At 52.6% G+C, this 19,648-nt stretch carries 26 protein-coding genes; 4 read left to right on the forward strand and 22 right to left on the reverse strand.

The genetic code is table 11. The features are described 5' to 3' along the window. The 9 genes from QRN50_RS24350 to QRN50_RS24390 all read right to left on the reverse strand — a co-directional run. On the reverse strand, window positions 1-316 hold a 316-nt coding region (locus tag QRN50_RS24350; RefSeq protein ID WP_285427641.1), incomplete at its 3' end, for a type IV secretion system protein. A 10-nt stretch (window positions 317-326) separates the two neighbouring features. Next, entirely contained in the window at window positions 327-680 is a 354-nt protein-coding gene (locus QRN50_RS24355; protein ID WP_025391080.1) for a hypothetical protein, read from the reverse strand. 28 nt (window positions 681-708) lie between these two features. Further along, window positions 709-1,395, reverse strand: coding sequence for a P-type DNA transfer protein VirB5 (gene virB5, locus QRN50_RS24360; protein WP_025391079.1), 687 nt, complete (start codon window positions 1,393-1,395; stop codon window positions 709-711). Continuing rightward, window positions 1,392-3,890 (reverse strand): VirB4 family type IV secretion system protein, encoded by a 2,499-nt coding sequence (locus QRN50_RS24365; RefSeq protein WP_239986799.1) that lies wholly within the window; start codon window positions 3,888-3,890, stop codon window positions 1,392-1,394. Before QRN50_RS24365 ends, virB5 begins: the two co-directional genes overlap by 4 nt. Next, window positions 3,805-4,281 (reverse strand): VirB3 family type IV secretion system protein, encoded by a 477-nt coding sequence (locus QRN50_RS24370; RefSeq protein WP_040118647.1) that lies wholly within the window; start codon window positions 4,279-4,281, stop codon window positions 3,805-3,807. The genes QRN50_RS24365 and QRN50_RS24370 overlap by 86 nt, the downstream gene beginning before the upstream one ends. Before the next feature lie 12 nt (window positions 4,282-4,293). Next, the gene (locus QRN50_RS24375) at window positions 4,294-4,629 is read right to left on the reverse strand and encodes a hypothetical protein (protein ID WP_025391077.1); all 336 of its coding nucleotides are present in this window, start codon (window positions 4,627-4,629) and stop codon (window positions 4,294-4,296) included. Further along, window positions 4,629-5,336: a lytic transglycosylase domain-containing protein gene (locus QRN50_RS24380; protein WP_025391076.1), complete on the reverse strand. Its 708-nt coding sequence runs from the start codon at window positions 5,334-5,336 to the stop codon at window positions 4,629-4,631. Before QRN50_RS24380 ends, QRN50_RS24375 begins: the two co-directional genes overlap by 1 nt. 12 nt (window positions 5,337-5,348) lie before the next feature. Continuing rightward, entirely contained in the window at window positions 5,349-5,591 is a 243-nt protein-coding gene (locus QRN50_RS24385) for a hypothetical protein (RefSeq protein ID WP_017279420.1), read from the reverse strand. Between the two features lie 104 nt (window positions 5,592-5,695). After that, entirely contained in the window at window positions 5,696-6,208 is a 513-nt protein-coding gene (locus QRN50_RS24390; protein ID WP_055005870.1) for a transcription termination/antitermination NusG family protein, read from the reverse strand. Between the two features lie 216 nt (window positions 6,209-6,424). On the opposite strand from QRN50_RS24390, the gene QRN50_RS24395 reads away from it, so the two are divergent. Further along, the gene (locus QRN50_RS24395; RefSeq protein WP_046235773.1) at window positions 6,425-6,820 is read left to right on the forward strand and encodes a helix-turn-helix domain-containing protein; all 396 of its coding nucleotides are present in this window, start codon (window positions 6,425-6,427) and stop codon (window positions 6,818-6,820) included. 11 nt (window positions 6,821-6,831) lie between these two features. On the opposite strand, the gene QRN50_RS24400 is transcribed toward QRN50_RS24395, so the two are convergent. Then, on the reverse strand, window positions 6,832-7,029 hold the full coding sequence (locus tag QRN50_RS24400) for a hypothetical protein (protein ID WP_020304272.1): 198 nt from the start codon (window positions 7,027-7,029) through the stop codon (window positions 6,832-6,834). Window positions 7,030-7,126: 97 nt separating this feature from the next. Continuing rightward, window positions 7,127-8,227: a polyamine ABC transporter substrate-binding protein gene (locus QRN50_RS24405; protein WP_057445130.1), complete on the reverse strand. Its 1,101-nt coding sequence runs from the start codon at window positions 8,225-8,227 to the stop codon at window positions 7,127-7,129. 108 nt (window positions 8,228-8,335) lie between these two features. Here QRN50_RS24405 and QRN50_RS24410 point away from each other — a divergent pair, with 108 nt between their 5' ends. Then, complete coding sequence (locus QRN50_RS24410; protein ID WP_020304270.1) at window positions 8,336-9,109, forward strand: helix-turn-helix transcriptional regulator; 774 nt, start codon at window positions 8,336-8,338, stop codon at window positions 9,107-9,109. A gap of 115 nt (window positions 9,110-9,224) precedes the next feature. Here QRN50_RS24410 and QRN50_RS24415 read toward each other — a convergent pair whose 3' ends face one another. After that, the gene (locus tag QRN50_RS24415) at window positions 9,225-9,575 is read right to left on the reverse strand and encodes a type II toxin-antitoxin system RelE/ParE family toxin (protein ID WP_020304269.1); all 351 of its coding nucleotides are present in this window, start codon (window positions 9,573-9,575) and stop codon (window positions 9,225-9,227) included. Between the two features lie 12 nt (window positions 9,576-9,587). Further along, entirely contained in the window at window positions 9,588-9,836 is a 249-nt protein-coding gene (locus QRN50_RS24420; RefSeq protein WP_020304268.1) for a type II toxin-antitoxin system prevent-host-death family antitoxin, read from the reverse strand. 332 nt (window positions 9,837-10,168) lie between these two features. On the opposite strand from QRN50_RS24420, the gene QRN50_RS24425 reads away from it, so the two are divergent. Beyond that, a complete protein-coding gene (locus tag QRN50_RS24425; protein ID WP_096126573.1) occupies window positions 10,169-11,131 on the forward strand; it encodes a tyrosine-type recombinase/integrase in 963 nt (320 codons plus the stop codon). Between the two features lie 714 nt (window positions 11,132-11,845). Here the strand turns inward: QRN50_RS24425 and QRN50_RS24430 are convergent. From QRN50_RS24430 to QRN50_RS24440, 3 genes are all read right to left on the reverse strand, one after another. Further along, window positions 11,846-12,226 carry a COG4315 family predicted lipoprotein gene (locus QRN50_RS24430; protein ID WP_003317528.1) on the reverse strand — a complete coding sequence of 127 codons (381 nt, stop codon included), beginning with the start codon at window positions 12,224-12,226 and terminating at the stop codon, window positions 11,846-11,848. A gap of 330 nt (window positions 12,227-12,556) precedes the next feature. Then, entirely contained in the window at window positions 12,557-13,549 is a 993-nt protein-coding gene (locus tag QRN50_RS24435; RefSeq protein WP_003317529.1) for a beta-propeller fold lactonase family protein, read from the reverse strand. Between the two features lie 157 nt (window positions 13,550-13,706). Continuing rightward, complete coding sequence (locus QRN50_RS24440; protein WP_096126572.1) at window positions 13,707-14,603, reverse strand: LysR family transcriptional regulator; 897 nt, start codon at window positions 14,601-14,603, stop codon at window positions 13,707-13,709. A gap of 117 nt (window positions 14,604-14,720) precedes the next feature. Here QRN50_RS24440 and QRN50_RS24445 point away from each other — a divergent pair, with 117 nt between their 5' ends. After that, window positions 14,721-15,890: a TDT family transporter gene (locus tag QRN50_RS24445; RefSeq protein ID WP_010428856.1), complete on the forward strand. Its 1,170-nt coding sequence runs from the start codon at window positions 14,721-14,723 to the stop codon at window positions 15,888-15,890. An 8-nt stretch (window positions 15,891-15,898) separates the two neighbouring features. Here the strand turns inward: QRN50_RS24445 and QRN50_RS24450 are convergent, their stop codons facing one another. From QRN50_RS24450 to QRN50_RS24475, 6 genes are all read right to left on the reverse strand, one after another. Further along, the gene (locus QRN50_RS24450; RefSeq protein WP_003317532.1) at window positions 15,899-16,501 is read right to left on the reverse strand and encodes a uracil-DNA glycosylase; all 603 of its coding nucleotides are present in this window, start codon (window positions 16,499-16,501) and stop codon (window positions 15,899-15,901) included. After that, on the reverse strand, window positions 16,501-17,046 hold the full coding sequence (gene ppa, locus QRN50_RS24455; RefSeq protein WP_003317533.1) for an inorganic diphosphatase: 546 nt from the start codon (window positions 17,044-17,046) through the stop codon (window positions 16,501-16,503). Before ppa ends, QRN50_RS24450 begins: the two co-directional genes overlap by 1 nt. A 115-nt stretch (window positions 17,047-17,161) precedes the next feature. Continuing rightward, window positions 17,162-18,445, reverse strand: a complete 1,284-nt coding sequence (gene eno / locus QRN50_RS24460) for a phosphopyruvate hydratase (RefSeq protein WP_003317534.1) — start codon at window positions 18,443-18,445, stop codon at window positions 17,162-17,164. Between the two features lie 73 nt (window positions 18,446-18,518). Further along, window positions 18,519-18,860, reverse strand: a complete 342-nt coding sequence (locus tag QRN50_RS24465) for a hypothetical protein (RefSeq protein WP_003317535.1) — start codon at window positions 18,858-18,860, stop codon at window positions 18,519-18,521. A 94-nt stretch (window positions 18,861-18,954) separates the two neighbouring features. Further along, window positions 18,955-19,221, reverse strand: a complete 267-nt coding sequence (locus QRN50_RS24470; RefSeq protein WP_003317536.1) for a hypothetical protein — start codon at window positions 19,219-19,221, stop codon at window positions 18,955-18,957. A gap of 42 nt (window positions 19,222-19,263) precedes the next feature. After that, entirely contained in the window at window positions 19,264-19,587 is a 324-nt protein-coding gene (locus tag QRN50_RS24475; RefSeq protein ID WP_003425060.1) for a DUF190 domain-containing protein, read from the reverse strand. Between the last annotated feature and the right edge of the window lie 61 nt (window positions 19,588-19,648).

Raw genomic sequence — 19,648 nt, forward strand, 5'->3', positions numbered from 1 at the left:
CCCCCCCCATGGCCCCCCCCATCCAATTGGGGAGGCCGGTGACAAAGGGTACGATTGTATTTACGTACCACTCCAGGTTGAATGCACATGCGGTGATAAAAGCCATTTTTGCAATTTCTTTCGCCACGTCTTCGAAAGCGACGTTCATGCCACGGTACAACCATTGAATGTTTCGAAGCGTGAAGTTGATCAACCACATGGTTCCGAATAGCGCTCCAAGTCCCAGCATCACCTTTGCCATGCCGGTGACCAAAGCGCTTTGCAGAGCGGCATCAACGAAATCAAACAACGTCTGGGCTATTTTTGTTACGTCCATGCCGCCTCCGTTATTTTGATCGGCTATACGTTGTGCCGTCGAAGTGAATAACCTTACCTTCCAAGCGCATGGTTGCAAGACCACCGGCCATGCTTAGCACACTGTCTGACTCTGCTTTTGCTTCAAGTCGCTGCAGGTCTTTTTTCATTTTCCCATACCCCACAATATCAGCTGTGGTTTCAAGGTTAATGTGGAAGACTTCTCCATCCTTTGATATATCCATCACATAGGTTGGCTTGCCCATTCTGGTTTTGTTTTCACCGGTCCATCGCCCAACAAATTCTTGCCCTTTATCATCACCGCACCCGGACAGTGCAAATGCAAACAGCACTAAACAAAACAAAGAACTCATTTTTTTAAGCATAGGTCATATTCCCTTGTGAACTTAGTAATCAATCGTAGCTAGGCCGTACGCTAGTTTTACCTTTCATGTAATCACTAAACGCTTGGGCCCGCTGTTCATTTTCCATTTTCTCTTGCTGCTGCTGGAGCATCTGCATGTTGGCCAGCCGCATCTGCTGGTTTTGCTGCTCGATCAGCTCCTGTTGGTAACGCAGCTGTAGATCTTCCTTCTGTTGTGGGGTCTGTACCTCGTTTAACCGGGCCCTTAGCAGCTCGGCGTTCTTGACCCGTTCAGTGCTGGCGTTGTAATTGCGCTCCAGCGCATCGGCAGCCGACATCATCTGATCGAATTTCGCCTGCACGCTGGCATTATCCGAAGTTAAGCCGTAGCGGTCACGCAAACTGGCGATATCCCGTCCCGTGCTATACACATCGGCCCAGTCCCCCAGAGGCATTACCTTGTTCAAGGCTGGGTCGTTCAGGAACCCACCCAACATGTCGTTGCCGGTGATGATGCTTTTGTAGTGGTTGTATTGCTGCGCGGTCTGTGTGATCGCGTCTTTGGCCGTGCTCAGCGCGTCCATCGCCTGCTTGGCCTGGGCCAACGCATTCGCCTTCAGCGCGAGCAGGTTAGACGGATCCAGGACCGGAACGCCTGGTACTGCCGCATGCGCAGCAGGCAGGACTGTGGTCAACATGAGCGCGCTAAGCGCGTAAGCCATCACGTGATTTTTCATGACGAAACCTCGATTTCATTCTGTTCCTGAAGGGCTTTCCAGGCTTTTTGAAAGGCCGGCATCCAGCGCTGTGCATCCCGCGTCTTCATGGACTGGCGCAGGCCCTCGGCATAGTCGAACGCGGGCAGCCATACAGCGGGATCGTCGGTGTTCAACCATTGGCGCACAGCCTCGGCCACCAGGAACGCATCGACCCAGACCATGGGATCGGTCGTGCCCAGGTGTTGCCGAATACGTTCAGCCACTGCCAGGTTCTTTTGAGTGGCGGATAACAGCGGCAACCAATACTTGAGCGGGCCGTCCAGCTCCATTTTCAGCTTCACCGTCTGGTGCCCCTGTTGCACCACCATTTCCCGGCTCAGCGGTCCCATATCACGCACTGCCTCAAACAACTTGCCGGTGACGCCGAACTTGGCGTAGCTCTCGGCCTGGGCTTTCTTGTTTGGGAGCCAGATAGGCGTTGTCACTTGCTGAATGACGGCTGCTGCGTAAGGCGTCGCCAGTGCTTGCTCGGGGTACTGGGTGTCCATGATCAGGATTTCCCCGCGCATGCGTCCGCTCTGCAGGACCTCTTTGATTGCGTCCGCCGTGCTTTTGAACGACAGCGGTGCCCAATACTCGGCCACCACGTTCAACAGCAGATTGCCGGGGCGGGCTTCGTGCATTTCGCGTTTCATGTAGAACAACGTGTTCAGAAACGCTTCCATGACTTCGGGGTGCTTCTCGGCGTAGTCGTTTTTGAGCAACTGCGTGCAGTCAAAGGCCAGACGCCGGTAGGTCTGCGCATTGAACTGGTTGATCGGCGAGTCCAGAACCCAGGCGTACTGACCTTCGCGGCCTTCACCGGCCAAACGGCACCATTTCGACAGCCGGGTATGCAGGCAATTGCCACCCCGATGGGGGATGTTTTGCAGCAGCAGCGACATGCCCCGAAGTCGCACATTGGTATGCGCCATGACCGCTTCGACCGAATCCTTGATCGTGCGCTGGTCGGCTTCATCGGTCTTCGCTGGACCACCGGCGCAGCACAGCACCAGATCATTCAGCATTTGCCGCAACCCAGGACGGTCGTGAAACTGAAACGGGTTGACGCCGGTGAAGTGCCCAGGCTGCACGGTGTAATACTCGGCACCCAACCCACACAGCAGATGTCTCAAAGACTCGTTGTAGTCGATGCTGAAAATCAGCGGATCGAAGCGGCTGAGAAAGGTCAGCAGGATGGCCTCAGCGGTGGTTTTACCCACCCCCGTTTGGCCTGTGTAAACCGCATGACCTGGCAGCATTTCACCGAGGTTGTTCTGGCCGGGTGGGCTGTCATGCACGTTGAGCACATATAAGGCCTTGTTGACCGTCAGCACCGGCATCACGCCCGTTCCATCACCGATGGGGTTGCCCTTGACCTTGCCCGTGGGAGTGGAGTGCAGGGAAAAGCTGCACGCCAGGTTCTCGGTCGACTTCATCATGGGGTACATGGCCTCGGTCACACCGGGGAACTGCGTGTACCAGGTGTCGATGTTGCTCATGGTCGAACGCACAAAGGTCGCGTCACGCACCGTGAACACCGACGCCATTTTCGTGCCGTTCTCGATGGCCTGGTCCGGGGTGTTGCCGTAGACGATCAGCGAGGCGTGATAACGACCAAACGCCTTGTCGCCCAGGGTGATGGCATCGATGGCATTTTCAAGCTCCTCGGTTTGCTTTGAATCGCGCTCGACCGAACCCAGATCCGCCACGTGCTTTTTGAATTTGTCCTTGGCCTTATTGCGGTCTTCGAACAGAAACGTTTGCACCAGGGTGAACTCGAACTGCTGCTCGATGGCCTCGTCCCACATACCGGGGTAGGTCCCGCCACTGGGGTAGTCGCGCAGGTCAAAGGTAGTCGCGAAACGCTGGCCACCCCGATTGGGCCGGTTCTCGACAAAATCGTAGTTTTCGAAGTTGGTGACGCTATCAATGATCGCGTCACCCAAGCGGGTGTCGCTGACCAGCACGTCTTTTTCGTGCCCGTTAATCAACAGGCTGAAGTAGCGCCCGATCTGCGAGAACAATGCACCGTGTTCGCTTTCCTCAAGGCCCATGATGACCGGGTCATATTCGGCCAGCAACGTAGAGGAAAGTGACAACAGGTCGCTCATACGCTCGATCCCTTCATCAACCTCGCGGTACTTGAGGATCAGCGCAATGCTGTACCCGACCTGGAAGAAGGTGCCGTTGCGAAAGGGTGCCGTGTAAGCGTCCACGAAGTCCTGCAGCGCGGGCAGCGGCAAGGTGTATTGCGTGTCCAGCTCGATGCCTGTCTTGGTGATGTAGGTTTGCAGCATCAGGTGCTTGCCTTCCTTTTTGCCCAGGGCCAGGAAGTAGCGGTTGAGGTTGTGAAACAGTTGGATCAGTTCGTTATCACTGCGGGTTTCACTGGAAACCCCCTTTAACTGGATCAGGCTCACCAGGCGATTGCCGGGTAGGGTCACCATGTGTTCGTGGACCGGATAGCGCATCAATGGCACTTTCTTTTCCGGGGGCATAACGCTTGTGTGAAAATCGTGCGCCATAGAATTCGCTCCATTGCGGATTAAAAGGGGTCAGCAATAACGGTTTGCCGTACTTGAGATTCAGCCAGAGACGCCGCCGTGCAAAGCGGATACGGCGCAAATACTGAGGATCGATCAGGCCCACGACCCTCAAGGCAATGAGGGCAATCAGGAACGGGGAGGCAGCAACCAGGCCCCACACCCAGGACAGCAGGAACGTCGCGGCAACACCGAAGACCAAGCCGCCCATCAGCAACCCCACCATCGGCATGATGGGAATGTTCCAGAACATCGCAGGCCGACTCATGGCGTTGTAGCTTTCGAAGGTCAGTTTCTTGAGTACTTCGTTACTGGCCATAAGCGCTCCTGGTCAACCCGGCACGCCGGTGCCGAACACCTGCCAAGCCGCTGTGCCGAGGAGCACAGATCCACCAACGACCAGCAGCACACCTACCTGCTCCAGGTAGTCCATGAAGGTGTGCGAGCGGTCGCCCGTGGAGCGAGCAATCAGCCACTGGGCACCTGACCAGATCAGGCAAATCAGGCCCAGGGTGCCCGCCAGGGTGTAAAGGCCCAGGCGGATATTGCTGCCCCACTGGTTCAGCGTGGTGAGCCAGTCAGCGGAGGCGATACCGGGCAGATAGGCCAGAGCCACCAGCAGAATGCCCAGCTCGCCTTTGTTGGGCACAAGGGTACGTTTGATCATCATTGATCCTCTTTAGGGAGAGTTGAGGGTTCTTCAGGGGATACAGCTGGAGGAGCTGGCGCAGCCGGTGGAGCAGAAACAGACGGTGGTGCAGGTGGCAGATAGCGCGGGTACTGACGCAGCACGTCCCAGCTTTCATAGGTCGGCTCAACGGCGGATACCGGGGCCTGAGCGCGCTGGAGCTGGCTTGGCTCAGCGGAGCCGCCTTCCAGCGCAGGGACGGTCACGGTGGTACCGCCTGCGTTGGCCAGCACACGCTGCACATGGCTGCTGCCACCAAATTCGGCCTCGGCCTTAAAGCCACGTTTGGGGTTGCCGCTGTAGTAACAGGAAATGGCTTTGTGCAAAGCGCTTTGCACATCAGGATCGGCTTTACTGGCCTTTACATAGCAGGCCTGTAGCTCTCGCGCTGCCATGCGCAAGTTGGTGCAGGGTTCGAACACAGGTTCGGGTCGACTGACATCGAAATGCTGCCGGTTGATTTGGCCCAGGCCGATGCTGAAATTAGCGCCCTCCTCCACCAGCTGCTTCACCACTAATACAGCTTCATCCAGGCTTTGCGGTTGACGCGGCAAAACTTTGCCGACCACGCCAATGGCATAGGGATTGAAGGAAGATTCTGTCTTGACGATGGGGGTAAGCGTGGAAGGGTGTATCGAGGGAGCACATTGCATAGCCAGGGCCAGGAAGGCACTGGTGGTGAGCATTGCAAATTCCTTCTAGTCGGTAGTAGTGAGAGGCTTCCCAGAAGGCCGCCCTTGAGAATCTTCAATCAGCTTCTCGACGGCTTTTTCAAGAAAGTTATCGATCAGATACCGAGCGAGGTCAGAAGGCGAAATCTGCCTGGAGCTGTTGGTTTCATAACTCACCCGTATCGCGGCTTTATTCAGTGCTTCCACCCTGATCGGTCGGATATATACGCTTGATGTCTTGGTGGTTGCTTCATCTTCGGATGACGCCATGGGAACTCCTAAGGGCTGTGAGAACGCAAAAAAACACCGCCAAGCAAGACCTGGCGGTGAAATGGGAAATCGTGAAATCGTGAAATCGTGAAAATAGGTAATGCCTAGGCGGCGTTCACCGTCGAATAGAAAACGGTCCCAGAACGCCCGACAAGTCGCTCCAGCGCGGCGTTCTGCGATAGAAGCGCGAAGAAAGCCGCCCTGCGGGCAGCTTCAGATTTCATGTCTATGATCAGACGGAGCGTTTTTTCTAGCTCTGTCGGCACATTGCGAAACTCGATGCAATCGAGTGAACGGTTAGATCGAATCAGCGAAGCAGCCTTTAATTCCTCTACCGTAGAGTCCTGCAAAACACAGGTTCGACCGCCGAACTGAACGAACCCATGAGCACCATTCAACGCTGTGATGGTTGTGGTGTGTGTCACCTCGGGATCGAACCGTAGCAGCAGATAGCCAGGAAACAAACGAACCTCCTTTTCTATCGACGAAGGGCGATCCGTACGTTTGCGAGAGGTAATTCTGACGGGGGAATACACCTCAACGTCTAACCGTTCTATCAATGTCATAAGTGACTGATAAACGGCAGAATTATGCATCAAAACGTGCCAGTTTTTCATAATCAGAACCTTTTGATCAGGCGCTCTTTCGAATTCCGGAACCGCTGGGCCCAGGGGAGAATCATGAGCCATGGAGAGCCGGCTCTACCCGCTTCTGGATCGAAGGAGCTCAATCAGGAAACGGATTTCTAGGAAACAAAATAGATGGAACAGAAAAAAAAGTAAACACTTTTGTATCTAATAGACACATTTGTGACTTTGTGAAGGCGCAAGCAGATGAAATTATTGGTTTTTTTTGGAGACACTGTGGACACTCTCAGGAGCGTGGTAGGAGCAAAAATCAAAGCCCTTCGGAAGTCTTCTACGTTGAGCCAAGCGGACTTGGCAGAAAAGATTGGCTGCGACGCTCCGCTGATAGGACGTTACGAACGAGGCATAAACCTGCCTGGCATCGAGCAGTTGGTAAGAATCGCAACCGTTTTCAACGTCTCTCCAGGAGAGCTGCTACCTGGTGGCCAAGATGTTCTACGCACGCGATTGATATCGCTCCGACAAGAACTTTCAGAAAAAATCAACCAGGTCGATTCTCCTGAAAGTCTTGAGGAAATCATCCGTCTTACCGATAAATTCATCGCATACAATAACCCGTCCAAAAAGACACAGTCTGAATAGATGAAAACTCGTTAAATCAGGCCATATTTTTGAGATAACTCCTCTATACGGCTTTTTCTCTGGAAGTTATATATACTCGATTGCACATCTAGAGGTAAGAAACCGTCTGCAACCAACGCAGCATATTTCTCATCCATTCTAACGAGTTTCACCAGCTCTTTGATTTCATCCCGGTGTGGTTTTTCTAGTACAGCGACTGAGGTAGTCATAGCTGATTCCGTCCTCGAATCTATACCATCACTTGAGCGTTCTACTTAAACGAATCTACGCAAAACGCGCTCAATATTCACGGCAAAAATTTCCGGCTTAAATACCACTCTTCACTTTGACCCAAGCGCGTGTGCGAATTCGCTCTAGCTTCAACGGAAGGGGCTCTAAAGGGAAAAGCCTACTAATAGTATCTTTATCCAAATAAACCGAAGCGTTATTTCTAAGTTTTGGCTCTACAAACTGCTTTGCATCTTTATTAGCACTAGGGTAAAGGGTGTGATTTGAAGTTTTAGCAATAACTTCAGGGCGCAACATGTAGTTTATAAACGCCATGCCTTCTTGTGGATGAGGGGCATCCTTCAACAACACCATATTCTCTGACCATACCAAAGCGCCTTCGCGAGGGATGGAGTATGCTATCCGACGTCCAGTTTTGTTTTTCTCATTCAACTCTTGCGCTGCAAGCGCACCATTTGCCCATCCTACAACCATACAAATATTACCATCAGCCAGATCAGCATCAATTTTAGATGAGTCAAAATAGCGTACATAAGGACGAATCTTGAGCAATAAGGCTTGAGCTTTCTGATAGTCGTCTGGGTTTTTGCTGTTGTGAGGCAGACCAAGGTAGTGCAAGGCAATCGAAATAATTTCACTCGGAGAGTCGAGCATTGCTACACCGCACTGCTGGAGCTTACTAATATTTTCTTCCTTGAACACCAAATCCCAACTATCCACCGGAGCGTCATCACCTAGTGCGGACTTTATCTTATCGACATCATATCCGATTCCGGTAGTCCCCCAAAGGTAGGGCACTGCGTACTGGTTTCCAGGGTCATTAACAGAAACCTTAGCCAGTATTTCGGAATCAAGGTGCGACCAGTTGCCGAGCTGGCTACGATCCAGAGGTTGGAGCACTCCTGCAGTGATCAAGCTCGGCAACACGTTTGAGGTAGCTACTACTACGTCATACCCCGTGCGCCCAGCCATGACCTTGCTCTGCATGATCTCGGCGCTGTCAAAGGAGTCAATGAGCAGTTTGCTGCCGGTTTCGTGCTCGAATTCTTTAGGGGTATCTGGTGCAATGAAGGCATACCAGTTGTATAGATGCACGCTGGTTGGGCTCGCAATCGCAATATTTAGCCCAGCGCTGAACAAAGAGGCAGTAATGATGGTCAACATACGAACGCTTTTCATAGGCTTACTCCATGCCATTGGTCAGTCCCCATTGATAGGTACCGAATCCATGAGGGCGCAATATAAACGTATCAAGTCAGGTTTTAAATAACCCAATAGGGGTAGACGATGCCAAACCAGCTCCAGGGCCAAATTTGGCACAGATCGATAGCGAAACTAATCGAAAAGCTCAACCGGCCTGAGTTTTGGAATTCGCTAGTCAGATTGCTGAAGGAATATGCACCAGTCGACAACTGGGTTGTGCTGATGTTTGGCAGCGAAGGGGTACAGGCAATTTGCTATCCTGATACCGCTGACGAAGAAGAAATAGATGGGCTGCTCAACCGGTATGTCAAAGGGCTATACATGCTTGACCCCTTCTACATAGCTAATCGAGAAAATCAGCAAAGCGGTTTCTTTCATCTCTTGGATATTGCACCGACTCACTTTTTGGAAACAGAGTACTATCATCTTTATTTTGAACAATTCGTATCAGTAGATGAAGTTCAGTATAACGTTCAGCTTGACTCTGAAAGAACACTTTGTTTATCCATGGGTAGCAAAAGTCGGTTTACTCAGGAGCATATTGCTATATTTGACTTAATCAAACCTTGGGTATTGGCTTTGATGAAGCAACGTATAGCTTCTGATGTTGAAGAAAAAGAAAGCTCTCGACCCCAGCAATGGCAGGATAAGATTATAGAGCTTGCTCCACAACTCACGGGGCGTGAAATTGAAGTTTTAAAGCTGGCTTTGAGTGGTTTTTCAAATAGCGAAATTGCTGGAAAGCTATCAGTATCCCCAGAAACAGTGAAAGTACATCGAAGAAACTTTTACAGTAAGCTCAATATAAAATCTCAATCAGAACTTTTTGCTCACTTCTTCCAAAGCACTATAAGCTAACATAAAAAAGTCATCATAAAGGGAGTGCGACTTTCTCGCATTCCCTTTCATGATGTGACGCTGTCAGAGACTAGACTGGATGGGGTAGCACAAGCGTGTTTTGTCCATCCAGCCACTACATAGGCTGTAGCAGACAGTAGCGGATCAGTGCCTGTTCAACACTCTGTTTACTACCCAATACGAGCAATACGCTGATGTCGGTAATACCATCAGAATCCATCACCTCGTAAAAGATCCGGTATCCGTCAGTGTTCAACTCACGATAGTGCAGTACGCCCAGCTCACTCAATTGAGGACTGACCGGATAGCCCAACGGGGTGGACAGGAGCTTGTCCTGGATGGCATCGATAAGGGAATCTATGCGTTGAGCAGCTGATGAGAATCCCTGATAGACAGCCAGATGTTCAACCTGATCTTCGAGGCTTTGCTGGGCAACATCGGTAAAGCGTAGTGCAAACGTATTCATTTATGCTCCTATTTATTTTTGGGCAAACCTCCTGCTCAATCGGGCTTTGAGTTCGTCAGTGGAACAGTGCTTGCCTTGGGAGTACTCGCGCGAGCTGATTGCCAGGAGCTTCACCAAGGCAATTGACTCATCGCGGCGCTTACGATCAGCGTAAGACTCCACCACGTAGGCCGGGACACCGTTTTGCGTGACGACCAATGGCTCTTCAAGAGGCAGGTCGGCTGCGTTGCGTTTTAGATAACTTATTGTTTCAACTCGCATGAGTTGATATCTCCTTCATAGTGGCACCGAGAAACACATGCCTAACTTGGCTGCTTTGACTGCGCTTCTTGCCTAAGCTTCATACTACAGGTCTAAATATAGACCAAATACGATCCATTTGCAACCTTTATATTTTCATCAGTGTCAAGGCCCGTCATAGACTTGGCGCAATAAAATTCACCTCCTAACTTTTGACAGTGAAAGTGGTGATAAAATAGGTTATCACCAATTATTGCCGTTTATCGGCTTTAGGACCAGAGACGGCATTTGATGTTGTTTTTGTGACTATAGACGTGGCCAATGATCGCAGCCGAGTCAATCATGAGGACGACATGCAAGAACTGACGAAAGCCCAACATAATGATCAGCGTCGGCTCACTGCGGTCGAATTTCAGACGCTGGCCAAGGTTCCAGCCGCGGTCGAGTGGTTTGCCAACCTAGACAACCCTCGGACCCGACGTGCCTACCAAAATGACCTGGAAGACTTCTGCGGTTTTGTGGGATTGGCTTCGGCCGATGAATTTCGCGTGGTCACCCGATCACATGTTTTGGCCTGGCGCGCCCAGCTCGAGCATCGCGGTTTGGCAGGAGCGACGATCCGACGCAAATTGGCGGCGCTGGCCAGCCTCTTTGATCACCTCCTGGAGAACAATGCGATCGCCGGCGGCAATCCAGTGCATGGGGTAAAACGTCCCAGGATAGAAAGCAATGAAGGCAAGACGCCGGCGTTGGGTGACCACCAGGCGAAGGCGCTGCTCGAGGCGCCGGATGAAACAACACTTAAAGGGCAGCGCGACCGGGCGCTATTGGCTGTTCTTCTCTATCACGGACTGCGCCGTGAAGAAGCGGCGCTGCTGCAGGTGAGCGACATTCAGGAGCGCCGCGGTATTCAGCATCTGAAGGTTCACGGCAAGGGCGGCAAGGTGCGATACCTCCCGTTGCACCCGATCGCAGCCGGGCGTATTCATCAGTACCTGGAAAACTCAGAGCATCATCTGGCCGAACGGAAGGTGCCACTGTTCATGCCGCTGCGAGGTAAATTGACCGGCGCCGGTATCACGGCAAACGGCATCTATGCCGTCGTCACGGCCTACGCGAAAAAGGCCGGGATTGAGGTCGACGGCCTTGGGGTTCATGGACTCCGAGCAACGGCAGCCACCAACGCCTTGGAGCATGAAGCCGATATCGCCAAGGTCCAGGCCTGGCTGGGTCATGCCAACATCAGCACGACCAAGATCTACGATCGGCGGGAGAACCGGCCGGAGGATTCACCCACCTATAAAGTGAAGTATTAATTGAAGTGATCGAGGCCTAAGCGGCAGCTCACCCACGCGCACTGCCAAGGATGTGGTGCAACGCTGCCCATGGATGATGACCTTCCACATCGCTGGCTGGACAGGTGTCGGCATGTAGAAAGGGGCTTTCGCAGTCTTCCAGCGCTTGGCTTTCCATGCAGCCAGTGCATACAGCACGTCCGGCAACGATCGACCATCGACCGTTCCGTTCCTCAACACCTCGTTCAGTCTCCACTGTTTCGACTCCTCAGCGTACGTTTGTTAGATGCTGAAGGTAGCGCTGTGCGGGCCGATTTGATACGCCCAAAACCATACCCTTGTTTGAGTTGTAAGCCATGCGCACCAACCAACAAAGCGACGCCTGTTGGTCGGCTTATTAACGGCAGCTTTCGGCCATAAGCAGACCTTCGCCCGCATATTTACGATGCCCTACCGTTCTAATTGGCGTTGCCTCAGAATATCGGTCCACTAGCGGCTGGATGGAACCACCATGCGCATCGTCACAGACTCCCGGCCAAACGAAATCCTCAGGCTGGCGTTACGGGAATACGTCCAAGGTGTACCGTACCTCGGCCCCATTTTTCGTTGAAATGATCCATCAAAGATTTATGAGGCGCGGCGGCTGTATGTTGGCGAAAATATCAGGTGTGTATTCTTCTGGTTTGCGCCACTGACAAAGCCAGTGGCGTAAGCCAGCCTATTAATTATTTGACGTTACGGCTTGGCAACGTGCCAGACTTGGTTGACGCCGTCACCGGTTGTATCCCCTGGCTTGGTATCTTTGACCCAGCTGTAAAGTGGCATGCCTTTGTATGCCCATTGTTTTGTGCCATCGTCTCGAGTGATGACAGAGTAATCATGACCCGCTTTCGCGTCTGCGGATACCGGTAGAGGTGGCCAGTTTGAAGCGCATGGCCCATTGCAGACCGACTTGCCCGAGGTGTCCTTACCGAAGGTATAAAGAGTCATACCTTTTGCGTCTACGAGTACTTTTCCCTTGTCCGTTTCAGCAAGCTTGACTGGCGCATCGGCGAGCGCCAAACCCGACATGCAGCTGGCGGCAACAGCGACGGTGAGAATCATCTTTTTGAACATATGTATTTCCTTTGGTCATTTTTAATTTTTAGAAGACCCACCTGCCTCTGAAACGGCAAGCGATCAGACAATAGACGAGCCACAAACAGGTTAATTCGACTCCATAGAAAAAACGTCCCGATATCATTTTTTGCTGGAATGCTGGGCTCTCCCCCCCCCCCGGACCCTGTGCCTTCCTCAATTGAGCAAAGCGACGCTCACGGTCAAGCATCATTGGCTCATCTCAATGAGCGACGGCGATCCATCATCCAGGACTCATCATTTTCACTCATTATTATTCACTTGGTCGTGGAGTATCAGCAGGCCCCCATGAAGGCCTGCGCTGTTCAATCAGTCGGCCTTGAGCGTCGACACCACCTTGTTGCTGGCGAGATCGACTGTGGAGATACTCAAGTCCTCATTGAGGACATACGCCTTCGACTTGTCTTTGGTGAAGACAATGGCCTGGCGGGGTGCCTTCAAACCGGTCACAGTGGTGGTCACTTTCAGCGTTTTGGTGTCGATCACTGAAAGGCTGTTGTCACCGAGGTTACCCGAGTAGACGTGCAGCCCGTCTGGAGTGAGGGCTGCGCCGTAGGGGTCTTTGCCAACAATGACGGTGGTTGTGATGGCGCGTTTTTGAGTGTCGACAACTGCGATGCTGTTACTGCCGCTGTTAGCCGCGTACAGCGTATTGCCGTCCGCCGATATGGAGATGGCGCGCAACTTGTTGAAGCCAGTGATCTCACCTTCAATCGTATTGGTCTTGCTGTCGACCAAGGTAATTTTGTCCCCAAGAAAGTTGGTGACATAGACGGTTTTGCCGTCAGGACTTACTCGGATGCCCTGGCGCGGTTGGGAGAAGCCAGGTACCACAGCTACTGGCCGCTGGTGATCAAGGTCAATGACCGACAGCGTGCTGGCCGCTTCATTGTTGACGTAGAGCAGGCTTCCGTCCTTGCTGAGTGTGGTACCAAAAGCACCTGCGCCCAACGGAATATCTGCGATCACTTTTAAAGTCTTGGTGTCAATCTTGCGCACGACCCCCAAACTGCTGTCGGAGAGGTAGAACACATCGCCAGTTGGCGAAAACACAATATTTCGCGGCGTGACGTAGCCGGTGAGAACCTGGCGAACCTTACCGGTTTTCAAATCATAAACCACTACATCTGGACGCTGACTGTAAGAGACCACCGCCGTCGTTTCATCAGGGCTGACGGCCAGCGAGTTGTTGTGAATATCGCCGTCAAACGTCCAGCGATCTTGCGCGGCCCACGCGCTCATCGATGCGGCCAACGCAACACCCAACGTCAGGGCTGTGACGGTTTTCTTTATCACATTCATCAGAATTTCCTCATAGGGTAAGCAAGGCACCCAGTCGCGCCTTGGCATATACAACTCGTTCATCGCTGCAGGGCAATGAGTTGACTTTATGCGTCGTTGATAAATTCCGGAAACAACTTGTTTTGGTAGCTCTTACCTGTTTTATAAATAGGTCTAGCTACTCCTGGCTCACGAATTGACTGCATTTTTCCCAGAATCGCTCAAGCCCAGGCGAGATGTATTTGTCCCGGTGACGGATCAGAAAAAAACGTCGGGTCAGTGCAGGCAACGCGTGCGGCAGTTCAACCAAGACTTCAGAGGCCAGTAGATCCCGAACGACCCAGCGGGACAGGCAACTGATGCCGATGCCTTGTGCGAGGGTATGCTTGATGGCCTCTGAACTGCCGATCTGGCGCGTTTCGGCGAGATCGTGCAAATGACGCAGCAGCAATTGTTCGACTTCTTCACGGGTACCAGAACCTGGCTCGCGCAGTAGCCATTCAGCGGTACGAAGATCATCAAGTGTGACCTGCTGCTTTAGTGCCAAGGGGTGCCGTTGGCCTGCGGCAATAAGCAACTCATCAATTAGCCAAGGCTCGGCACTGAGTTCGGGCAGGTGGCAAGGCCCCTCGATCAGGCCCATATCAATCTCGAAATCAGCGACTCTTCTTGCGATAGCCATGCTGTTGGCCATGTCGACATCGACCCTCAAATGTGGTGTTGATTGACGTAGCTCACCGAGAATCAATGGCAGAACATAATTGCCTATCGTGGTACTGCATCCTACCCGCAAGCGTGTCTTCAGCCCGGCATGGCCGGGTAAGAAACTGGCCTCTATCAGTTGTGCATTCTCAAGCATCCTTCTGGCTTGAGGCAGTAAGGCATGGCCGTTATCGTTCAGCACTAAACGCTTGCCTACACGGTCGAACAGCCTGGTATCCAAGGCGCTTTCCAACTCGTTCAGTGCGGCGCTGGTTGCAGATTGGGACAGTGACACCGAAATGGCGGCGCTGGTGGTGCTACCGTGCTGCGCGACGGCGCAGAAAATTTGTAGCTGGCGTAGGCTTAGCTTCATGTAATCTACCTTCTTTATAGGTCATATAAACCTATACTATCCGTTTTTACCGCTATTCCCATCAAGCTATACTTCAACCATGTCATATCGAAGGCACACTGAAGCGGGAGCGCGAAAATGAGTGAGACACGACTCGCAGCTATAATGGGCGGCAGCCATCCACTGGCGGCTTTGTCCAATCCACGAGAAGCGATCCGGCAGTTCACACCCAACTGGTTCGCCGCCACGATGGGCACCGGGATTCTGGCGCTGGCTCTGGGCCAACTGCCCTTTGTTGCGCAGTGGCCCAAAGCGTTAGGGGAAGCCTTGTGGTTTTTTAATATCGTGCTGTTTTGCCTGTTTACGCTGATGTACGCGAGCCGTTGGGTATTGTTCTTCGATGAGGCCAAACAGATCTTCGGCCACTCCACTGTATCGATGTTTTTTGGAACTATCCCCATGGGATTGGCGACCATCATCAACGGTTTTCTCCTTTATGGTTTGCCACGCTGGGGGGGTGGGGTAGTCGCTTTAGCCGAAGTGTTGTGGTGGATCGATGTCACCATGGCATTGGCCTGCGGGGTGCTGATCCCGTATATGATGTTTACTCGCCAGCAGCACAGCATTGATCAGATGACAGCGGTATGGCTGCTGCCAGTAGTTGCGGCTGAGGTGGCTGCCGCCAGTGGCGGTCTATTGGCTCCGCACCTCGCTGATGCGAGCGCACAGTTCACCATGCTCATCACCAGCTACGTGCTGTGGGCCTACTCGGTGCCCGTCGCCTTGAGCATACTGGTGATCCTGTTACTGCGCATGGCTCTGCACAAACTACCTCATGAAAGCATGGCAGCATCGAGCTGGCTGTCTTTAGGGCCGATCGGTACCGGGGCTTTGGGGATGTTGCTGCTGGGCAACGATGCTCCAGCAATCTTTGCTGCCCATGGAATGGCAAGCATCGGCGGCGTAGCCGAGGGCATTGGCTTGATCGGTGGTGTGCTGTTCTGGGGGCTGGGATTGTGGTGGATGGTATTGGCGCTGCTAATTACCGGGCGCTACTTCAGGGAGGGCATTCCCTTCAACCTCGGCTGGTGGGGCTTCACCTTTCCGCTGGGAGTGTACGCCGTAACAACCCTCAAATTGGGCTCTATGCTGCACCTCACGTTCTTTAGCTTCTTTGGCGTGGTGCTGGTGTTGATGCTGACTGTCATGTGGATGATCGTCGCGGCTAAAACCCTGGCTGGTGCCTATCGCGGCAACTTGTTCGTCTCGCCGTGTATCCACTCGCTGAGCAAGGCGAGCAAAACCTGAGCCTTTGGCTACTTGATCGACTGTTTGGCGTGACGCAGTGTGGACAAAATGCGCTGCCTAACATTCGGGTGAGTGCAAACGGAAAGGGGGCTTGGGTGTGGCATTTCCAGCAATGAAAAATTAGGGAAGGCGAGCCGAACACGCGGTATGGCTTTCTGGGCAACACGTCCGGCAAACACGATAGTGACGAGATCAGGGAAAAGCGTCAGTAGCGTGATCAGCATCTCGATACCTTCCTCAATTTGCGCTCTGCGGAGCGGACCCTTGGGCTTATCGAGATCTGGTAACCAAGGGTACAAATTCCAAAGGACGGTTTTGTGACGTGCCAGTCCAACCTGCTCAATGAAACCTTTCAGGTTGCGTTGTGCAGGCCCCGGATTGTCTCTTGAGACATACCGTGGAAGACTGACCGTTCGAGCGGGCGATTCCAACAAGATCAATACCCTTGCGAAGACGCCGCCATCCAGTGGATCGAAATACGGTAATGTTCTTTCGCCCGTGGACTGGGCCATTACCCAGCGCGTCAATTCAGCAGTTTTCGGCAGCAGCAAAAAGTCTTCTCTTACCTTAAGAGAAATTTCCTGCTCTGCGCTTTTCTGATTGAGTAACACTACTTGGAAGCCTCCTTCTTCAGGTTATAGGCCGCTACCGATTTACGAATATCTTCCCGCGCTTCGTCTGCGCTCCCCCAGCGGCCCATTTTCACCCACTTACCCGGCTCTAACGCTTTGTAGTTTTCGAAGAAGTGCTGAATCTGTGCGAGGAGTAACGCAGGGAGGTCAGAGCATTCCTTTACATTGCTGTACATAGAGCTGAGTTTTTCATGAGGCACTGCGATTACCTTGGCATCCGCACCAGCTTCGTCCGTCATGTACATCACACCTACTGGGCGACTGCGGATGACAACGCCAGGTGATACCGGGTAAGGGCAAATCACGAGGACGTCCAAAGGATCGCCGTCATCGCTCAAGGTATTTGGAATGAACCCGTAGTTAGCCGGGTAGAACATCGGCGTGCTGAGGAAGCGATCAACGAAGATCTGTCCACTTGGCTTGTCCACCTCGTACTTGATCGGCGAGTGGTTTGCAGGAATCTCGATAACGGTGAAGAAGTCATCGGGGATCGCGTTACCAGCTGGAATATCCGTGTAGCTCATGCTCATATCTCCAAGCGTCTAGGAAAGGCCAATGCCACTGACGTTTTTGCCAACAGCTATACGTGGTTCGTTTTTTTACGGTAACCAGTCCAACAGGTTTACCGGCGATAGGCCGTCAGCGCACGAATGCATCATGTCCTGCATAAAACGCACGGCTGCCAAGATCCTCTTCTATTCGCAGAAACTGATTGTATTTCTCGACCCGCTCCCCCCGGCATGGAGCTCCTGTCTTGAGATGGCCAGTCCCCATCGCGACAGTCAGATCAGCGATGGAGCTGTCCACCGTCTCCCCGCTACGATGAGAAACCATCGCCCCCCAATTTGCCCCATAGGCCATTTCGATGGCGGCTTTGGTCTCAGTCAGCGTTCCGATTTGATTAGGTTTGATCAATACGGCATTGGCGACGTTTTCTGTGATGCCTCGCTGAATCCGTTCGACATTGGTGACAAATAGGTCATCTCCAACCAACTCGATCCGGTCACCCAGAGCTGCATTCAATAGCTTCCAGCCTGACCAATCGTCTTCCGCGAGTCCATCTTCCAGTACCGCAATCGGATACTTGTCGACCCAGGAGGAATAGAGATTAATCAGCTCTTGAGCATCGACCTTACGACCCTCAGAGCGCAGATGGTAAAGGCCGTTTTCATAGAAGCCGCTGGATGCTGGATCGATAGCGATCTCGATCTGAGATCCAGGGGTGTAACCAGCCCTCTCGATTGCCTTGATGATCAGCTCAATGGCGTCTGAGTTTTTCTTGAGTGCCGGCGCAAAGCCGCCCTCATCTCCGACCGCTGTTGAATAGCCGGCGTCCTTAAGCACCGCTTTCAGCTCGTGGTACACCTCGGAGCCCCATCGCAAGGCTTCCTTGAAACTGCCAGCCCCTGTAGGTGCAATCATGAATTCCTGAAAGTCAGGGCCTTGCCAGTTGGCGTGAACACCGCCATTGAGAATATTGAACATCGGGACGGGCATTCTTGCTGCTTGCTCGCCGCCCAGATATTGGAACAAGGGCAAGTTCAGCGCAGAAGCCGCCGCTCTGGCAACGGCGAGGCTCACGCCCAAGATCGCGTTTCCTCCAAGCCTGGATTTATCAGAGGTTCCATCCAGCTTAATCATCAAATGATCAATTTGTTCCTGGTCAATCGCATTCATGCCCCTCAGAGACTCAAGTATTTCGGTATTCACATTGCTAACGGCCTTTAACACTCCCTTGCCGGAGTACCGCTGTGTATCTTTGTCACGCAACTCAACTGCTTCGTGAGCGCCTGTAGAGGCACCGGACGGTACTGAAGCCCGGCCCATGGCGCCGCACTCCAAGGTGACGTCGACTTCAACGGTAGGGTTACCGCGTGAATCGAGAATTTCACGTGCATGAATGGCCTGGATTTGCGTTTTCATTGATCTTCTCCAAGTAACGATTCGGGAGCGTCATTAACCATTTGAATCCGTTGAGAGGCCTCTATGTCGGACGTCAGCTCTCCATGAGTATCCTGAACAGCTGCACTGCCGACACCGCAATTGCGGGAACCAAGAAGCCTCCAATAATTAGTTCAGGAATCTCTCCCACCAAGGGCATGAACTGCCCTCTTTTTGCCATCTGGAAAAGCTCCATCATTTGGTTTGAAGCAACCATTACAGAGCAGCAATACGCCGTCTGGGCTTGTAGCCTGACGCGCCTTTGATTTAGCAGATGAAAGGTCAGCAAGGACACTCCAACGCTTACGATGAAAAGCGCGGCGAACTCATAGACGGATCCTGTGAAAAACCTGCCCATCACAAGCCCGAATACGATGCTCAGCGTCACTGCGCTCATGTGGTCTCCCAATTCTCTAAAATGATTTTGATGAGCCGACGTCGGTGAGCTCCATTTCGCGATCTCATCTTTGGATTGCCAACCGCCATCGCGCTCAATGTTGCTGTGCTCTCAGCTCGTAGCCCGGTACGCAGGTCTGGGCTACGTCGGCCTTGCAGGACTTTTCACTGGGCATACGCATCGTGACTAATGCGCCTTCGAGCGGGGTGACGACGTACCACCCCTCGCTCGAAATCTTTTGATTGTCTGCGATGCCCGCCAGAAAAAGCGACCAAAAAACCAGTCCTACGAGGAGCTGCCTGTTGTCATGAGCCCAGTTAGCGGGGGCTGGCTGTGGACGTAGGTTATAAACTCGGTACATGGCGTTTATCCTTTTTATCGGTTGTCCAACAAGGTGCGTTTTTTAGTTTTTCGCCTGGCCCACTCGACCGTATTCGATGGGCAATTTGATATAGCTCAGTGAAAACGACTCCTTGGCCAATGCCTCCAGCAACCTGTCGCACCCAATTTCATCAGTGGATATAGTCACCGTGACGGGATGGTCGGCACCGCCGAGGAAATGCGCCGTATGCAAATGCCCCAAATGATCTAGCCCCTCTGTACCGCTCACCAACGTCGCACCCAACGCGCCTTCTCGCTTGGCGAACTCGACCAACCACTCTCCCAGTGGAAGGTGCTGGTAGTTGGTACTCTGTTCGGTGAAAAACGTCAGTTGAAAGCCGTTCATAGCTACATCCTCTAATGTCGCGAGTGACCGACGCTTCGGTCGGCCTTACCTCTTCATTTCC

Origin of the sequence: Pseudomonas sp. MEJ108 (assembly GCF_030208985.1) — a bacterium.
GTDB classification, from domain to species: domain Bacteria; phylum Pseudomonadota; class Gammaproteobacteria; order Pseudomonadales; family Pseudomonadaceae; genus Aquipseudomonas; species Aquipseudomonas fragariae.

What these genes read in the sequence shown, in the direction of transcription:
- QRN50_RS24365 (WP_239986799.1), bottom strand. Translation starts at nt 3,890, where the DNA reads ATGCGCTATCCGGTCCACGAACACATGGTGACCCTACCCGGCAATCGC.
- QRN50_RS24375 (WP_025391077.1), bottom strand. Translation starts at nt 4,629, where the DNA reads ATGATCAAACGTACCCTTGTGCCCAACAAAGGCGAGCTGGGCATTCTG.
- QRN50_RS24420 (WP_020304268.1), bottom strand. Translation starts at nt 9,836, where the DNA reads ATGCGAGTTGAAACAATAAGTTATCTAAAACGCAACGCAGCCGACCTG.
- QRN50_RS24425 (WP_096126573.1), top strand. Translation starts at nt 10,169, where the DNA reads ATGCAAGAACTGACGAAAGCCCAACATAATGATCAGCGTCGGCTCACT.
- QRN50_RS24390 (WP_055005870.1), bottom strand. Translation starts at nt 6,208, where the DNA reads ATGAAAAACTGGCACGTTTTGATGCATAATTCTGCCGTTTATCAGTCA.
- QRN50_RS24410 (WP_020304270.1), top strand. Translation starts at nt 8,336, where the DNA reads ATGCCAAACCAGCTCCAGGGCCAAATTTGGCACAGATCGATAGCGAAA.
- QRN50_RS24395 (WP_046235773.1), top strand. Translation starts at nt 6,425, where the DNA reads ATGAAATTATTGGTTTTTTTTGGAGACACTGTGGACACTCTCAGGAGC.
- QRN50_RS24470 (WP_003317536.1), bottom strand. Translation starts at nt 19,221, where the DNA reads ATGTACCGAGTTTATAACCTACGTCCACAGCCAGCCCCCGCTAACTGG.
- virB5 (WP_025391079.1), bottom strand. Translation starts at nt 1,395, where the DNA reads ATGAAAAATCACGTGATGGCTTACGCGCTTAGCGCGCTCATGTTGACC.
- QRN50_RS24475 (WP_003425060.1), bottom strand. Translation starts at nt 19,587, where the DNA reads ATGAACGGCTTTCAACTGACGTTTTTCACCGAACAGAGTACCAACTAC.
- QRN50_RS24385 (WP_017279420.1), bottom strand. Translation starts at nt 5,591, where the DNA reads ATGGCGTCATCCGAAGATGAAGCAACCACCAAGACATCAAGCGTATAT.
- QRN50_RS24440 (WP_096126572.1), bottom strand. Translation starts at nt 14,603, where the DNA reads ATGAAGCTAAGCCTACGCCAGCTACAAATTTTCTGCGCCGTCGCGCAG.
- QRN50_RS24445 (WP_010428856.1), top strand. Translation starts at nt 14,721, where the DNA reads ATGAGTGAGACACGACTCGCAGCTATAATGGGCGGCAGCCATCCACTG.
- QRN50_RS24370 (WP_040118647.1), bottom strand. Translation starts at nt 4,281, where the DNA reads ATGGCCAGTAACGAAGTACTCAAGAAACTGACCTTCGAAAGCTACAAC.
- QRN50_RS24405 (WP_057445130.1), bottom strand. Translation starts at nt 8,227, where the DNA reads ATGAAAAGCGTTCGTATGTTGACCATCATTACTGCCTCTTTGTTCAGC.
- QRN50_RS24435 (WP_003317529.1), bottom strand. Translation starts at nt 13,549, where the DNA reads ATGAATGTGATAAAGAAAACCGTCACAGCCCTGACGTTGGGTGTTGCG.
- QRN50_RS24380 (WP_025391076.1), bottom strand. Translation starts at nt 5,336, where the DNA reads ATGCTCACCACCAGTGCCTTCCTGGCCCTGGCTATGCAATGTGCTCCC.
- QRN50_RS24430 (WP_003317528.1), bottom strand. Translation starts at nt 12,226, where the DNA reads ATGTTCAAAAAGATGATTCTCACCGTCGCTGTTGCCGCCAGCTGCATG.
- QRN50_RS24415 (WP_020304269.1), bottom strand. Translation starts at nt 9,575, where the DNA reads ATGAATACGTTTGCACTACGCTTTACCGATGTTGCCCAGCAAAGCCTC.
- eno (WP_003317534.1), bottom strand. Translation starts at nt 18,445, where the DNA reads ATGAAAACGCAAATCCAGGCCATTCATGCACGTGAAATTCTCGATTCA.
- QRN50_RS24465 (WP_003317535.1), bottom strand. Translation starts at nt 18,860, where the DNA reads ATGAGCGCAGTGACGCTGAGCATCGTATTCGGGCTTGTGATGGGCAGG.
- ppa (WP_003317533.1), bottom strand. Translation starts at nt 17,046, where the DNA reads ATGAGCTACACGGATATTCCAGCTGGTAACGCGATCCCCGATGACTTC.
- QRN50_RS24400 (WP_020304272.1), bottom strand. Translation starts at nt 7,029, where the DNA reads ATGACTACCTCAGTCGCTGTACTAGAAAAACCACACCGGGATGAAATC.
- QRN50_RS24355 (WP_025391080.1), bottom strand. Translation starts at nt 680, where the DNA reads ATGCTTAAAAAAATGAGTTCTTTGTTTTGTTTAGTGCTGTTTGCATTT.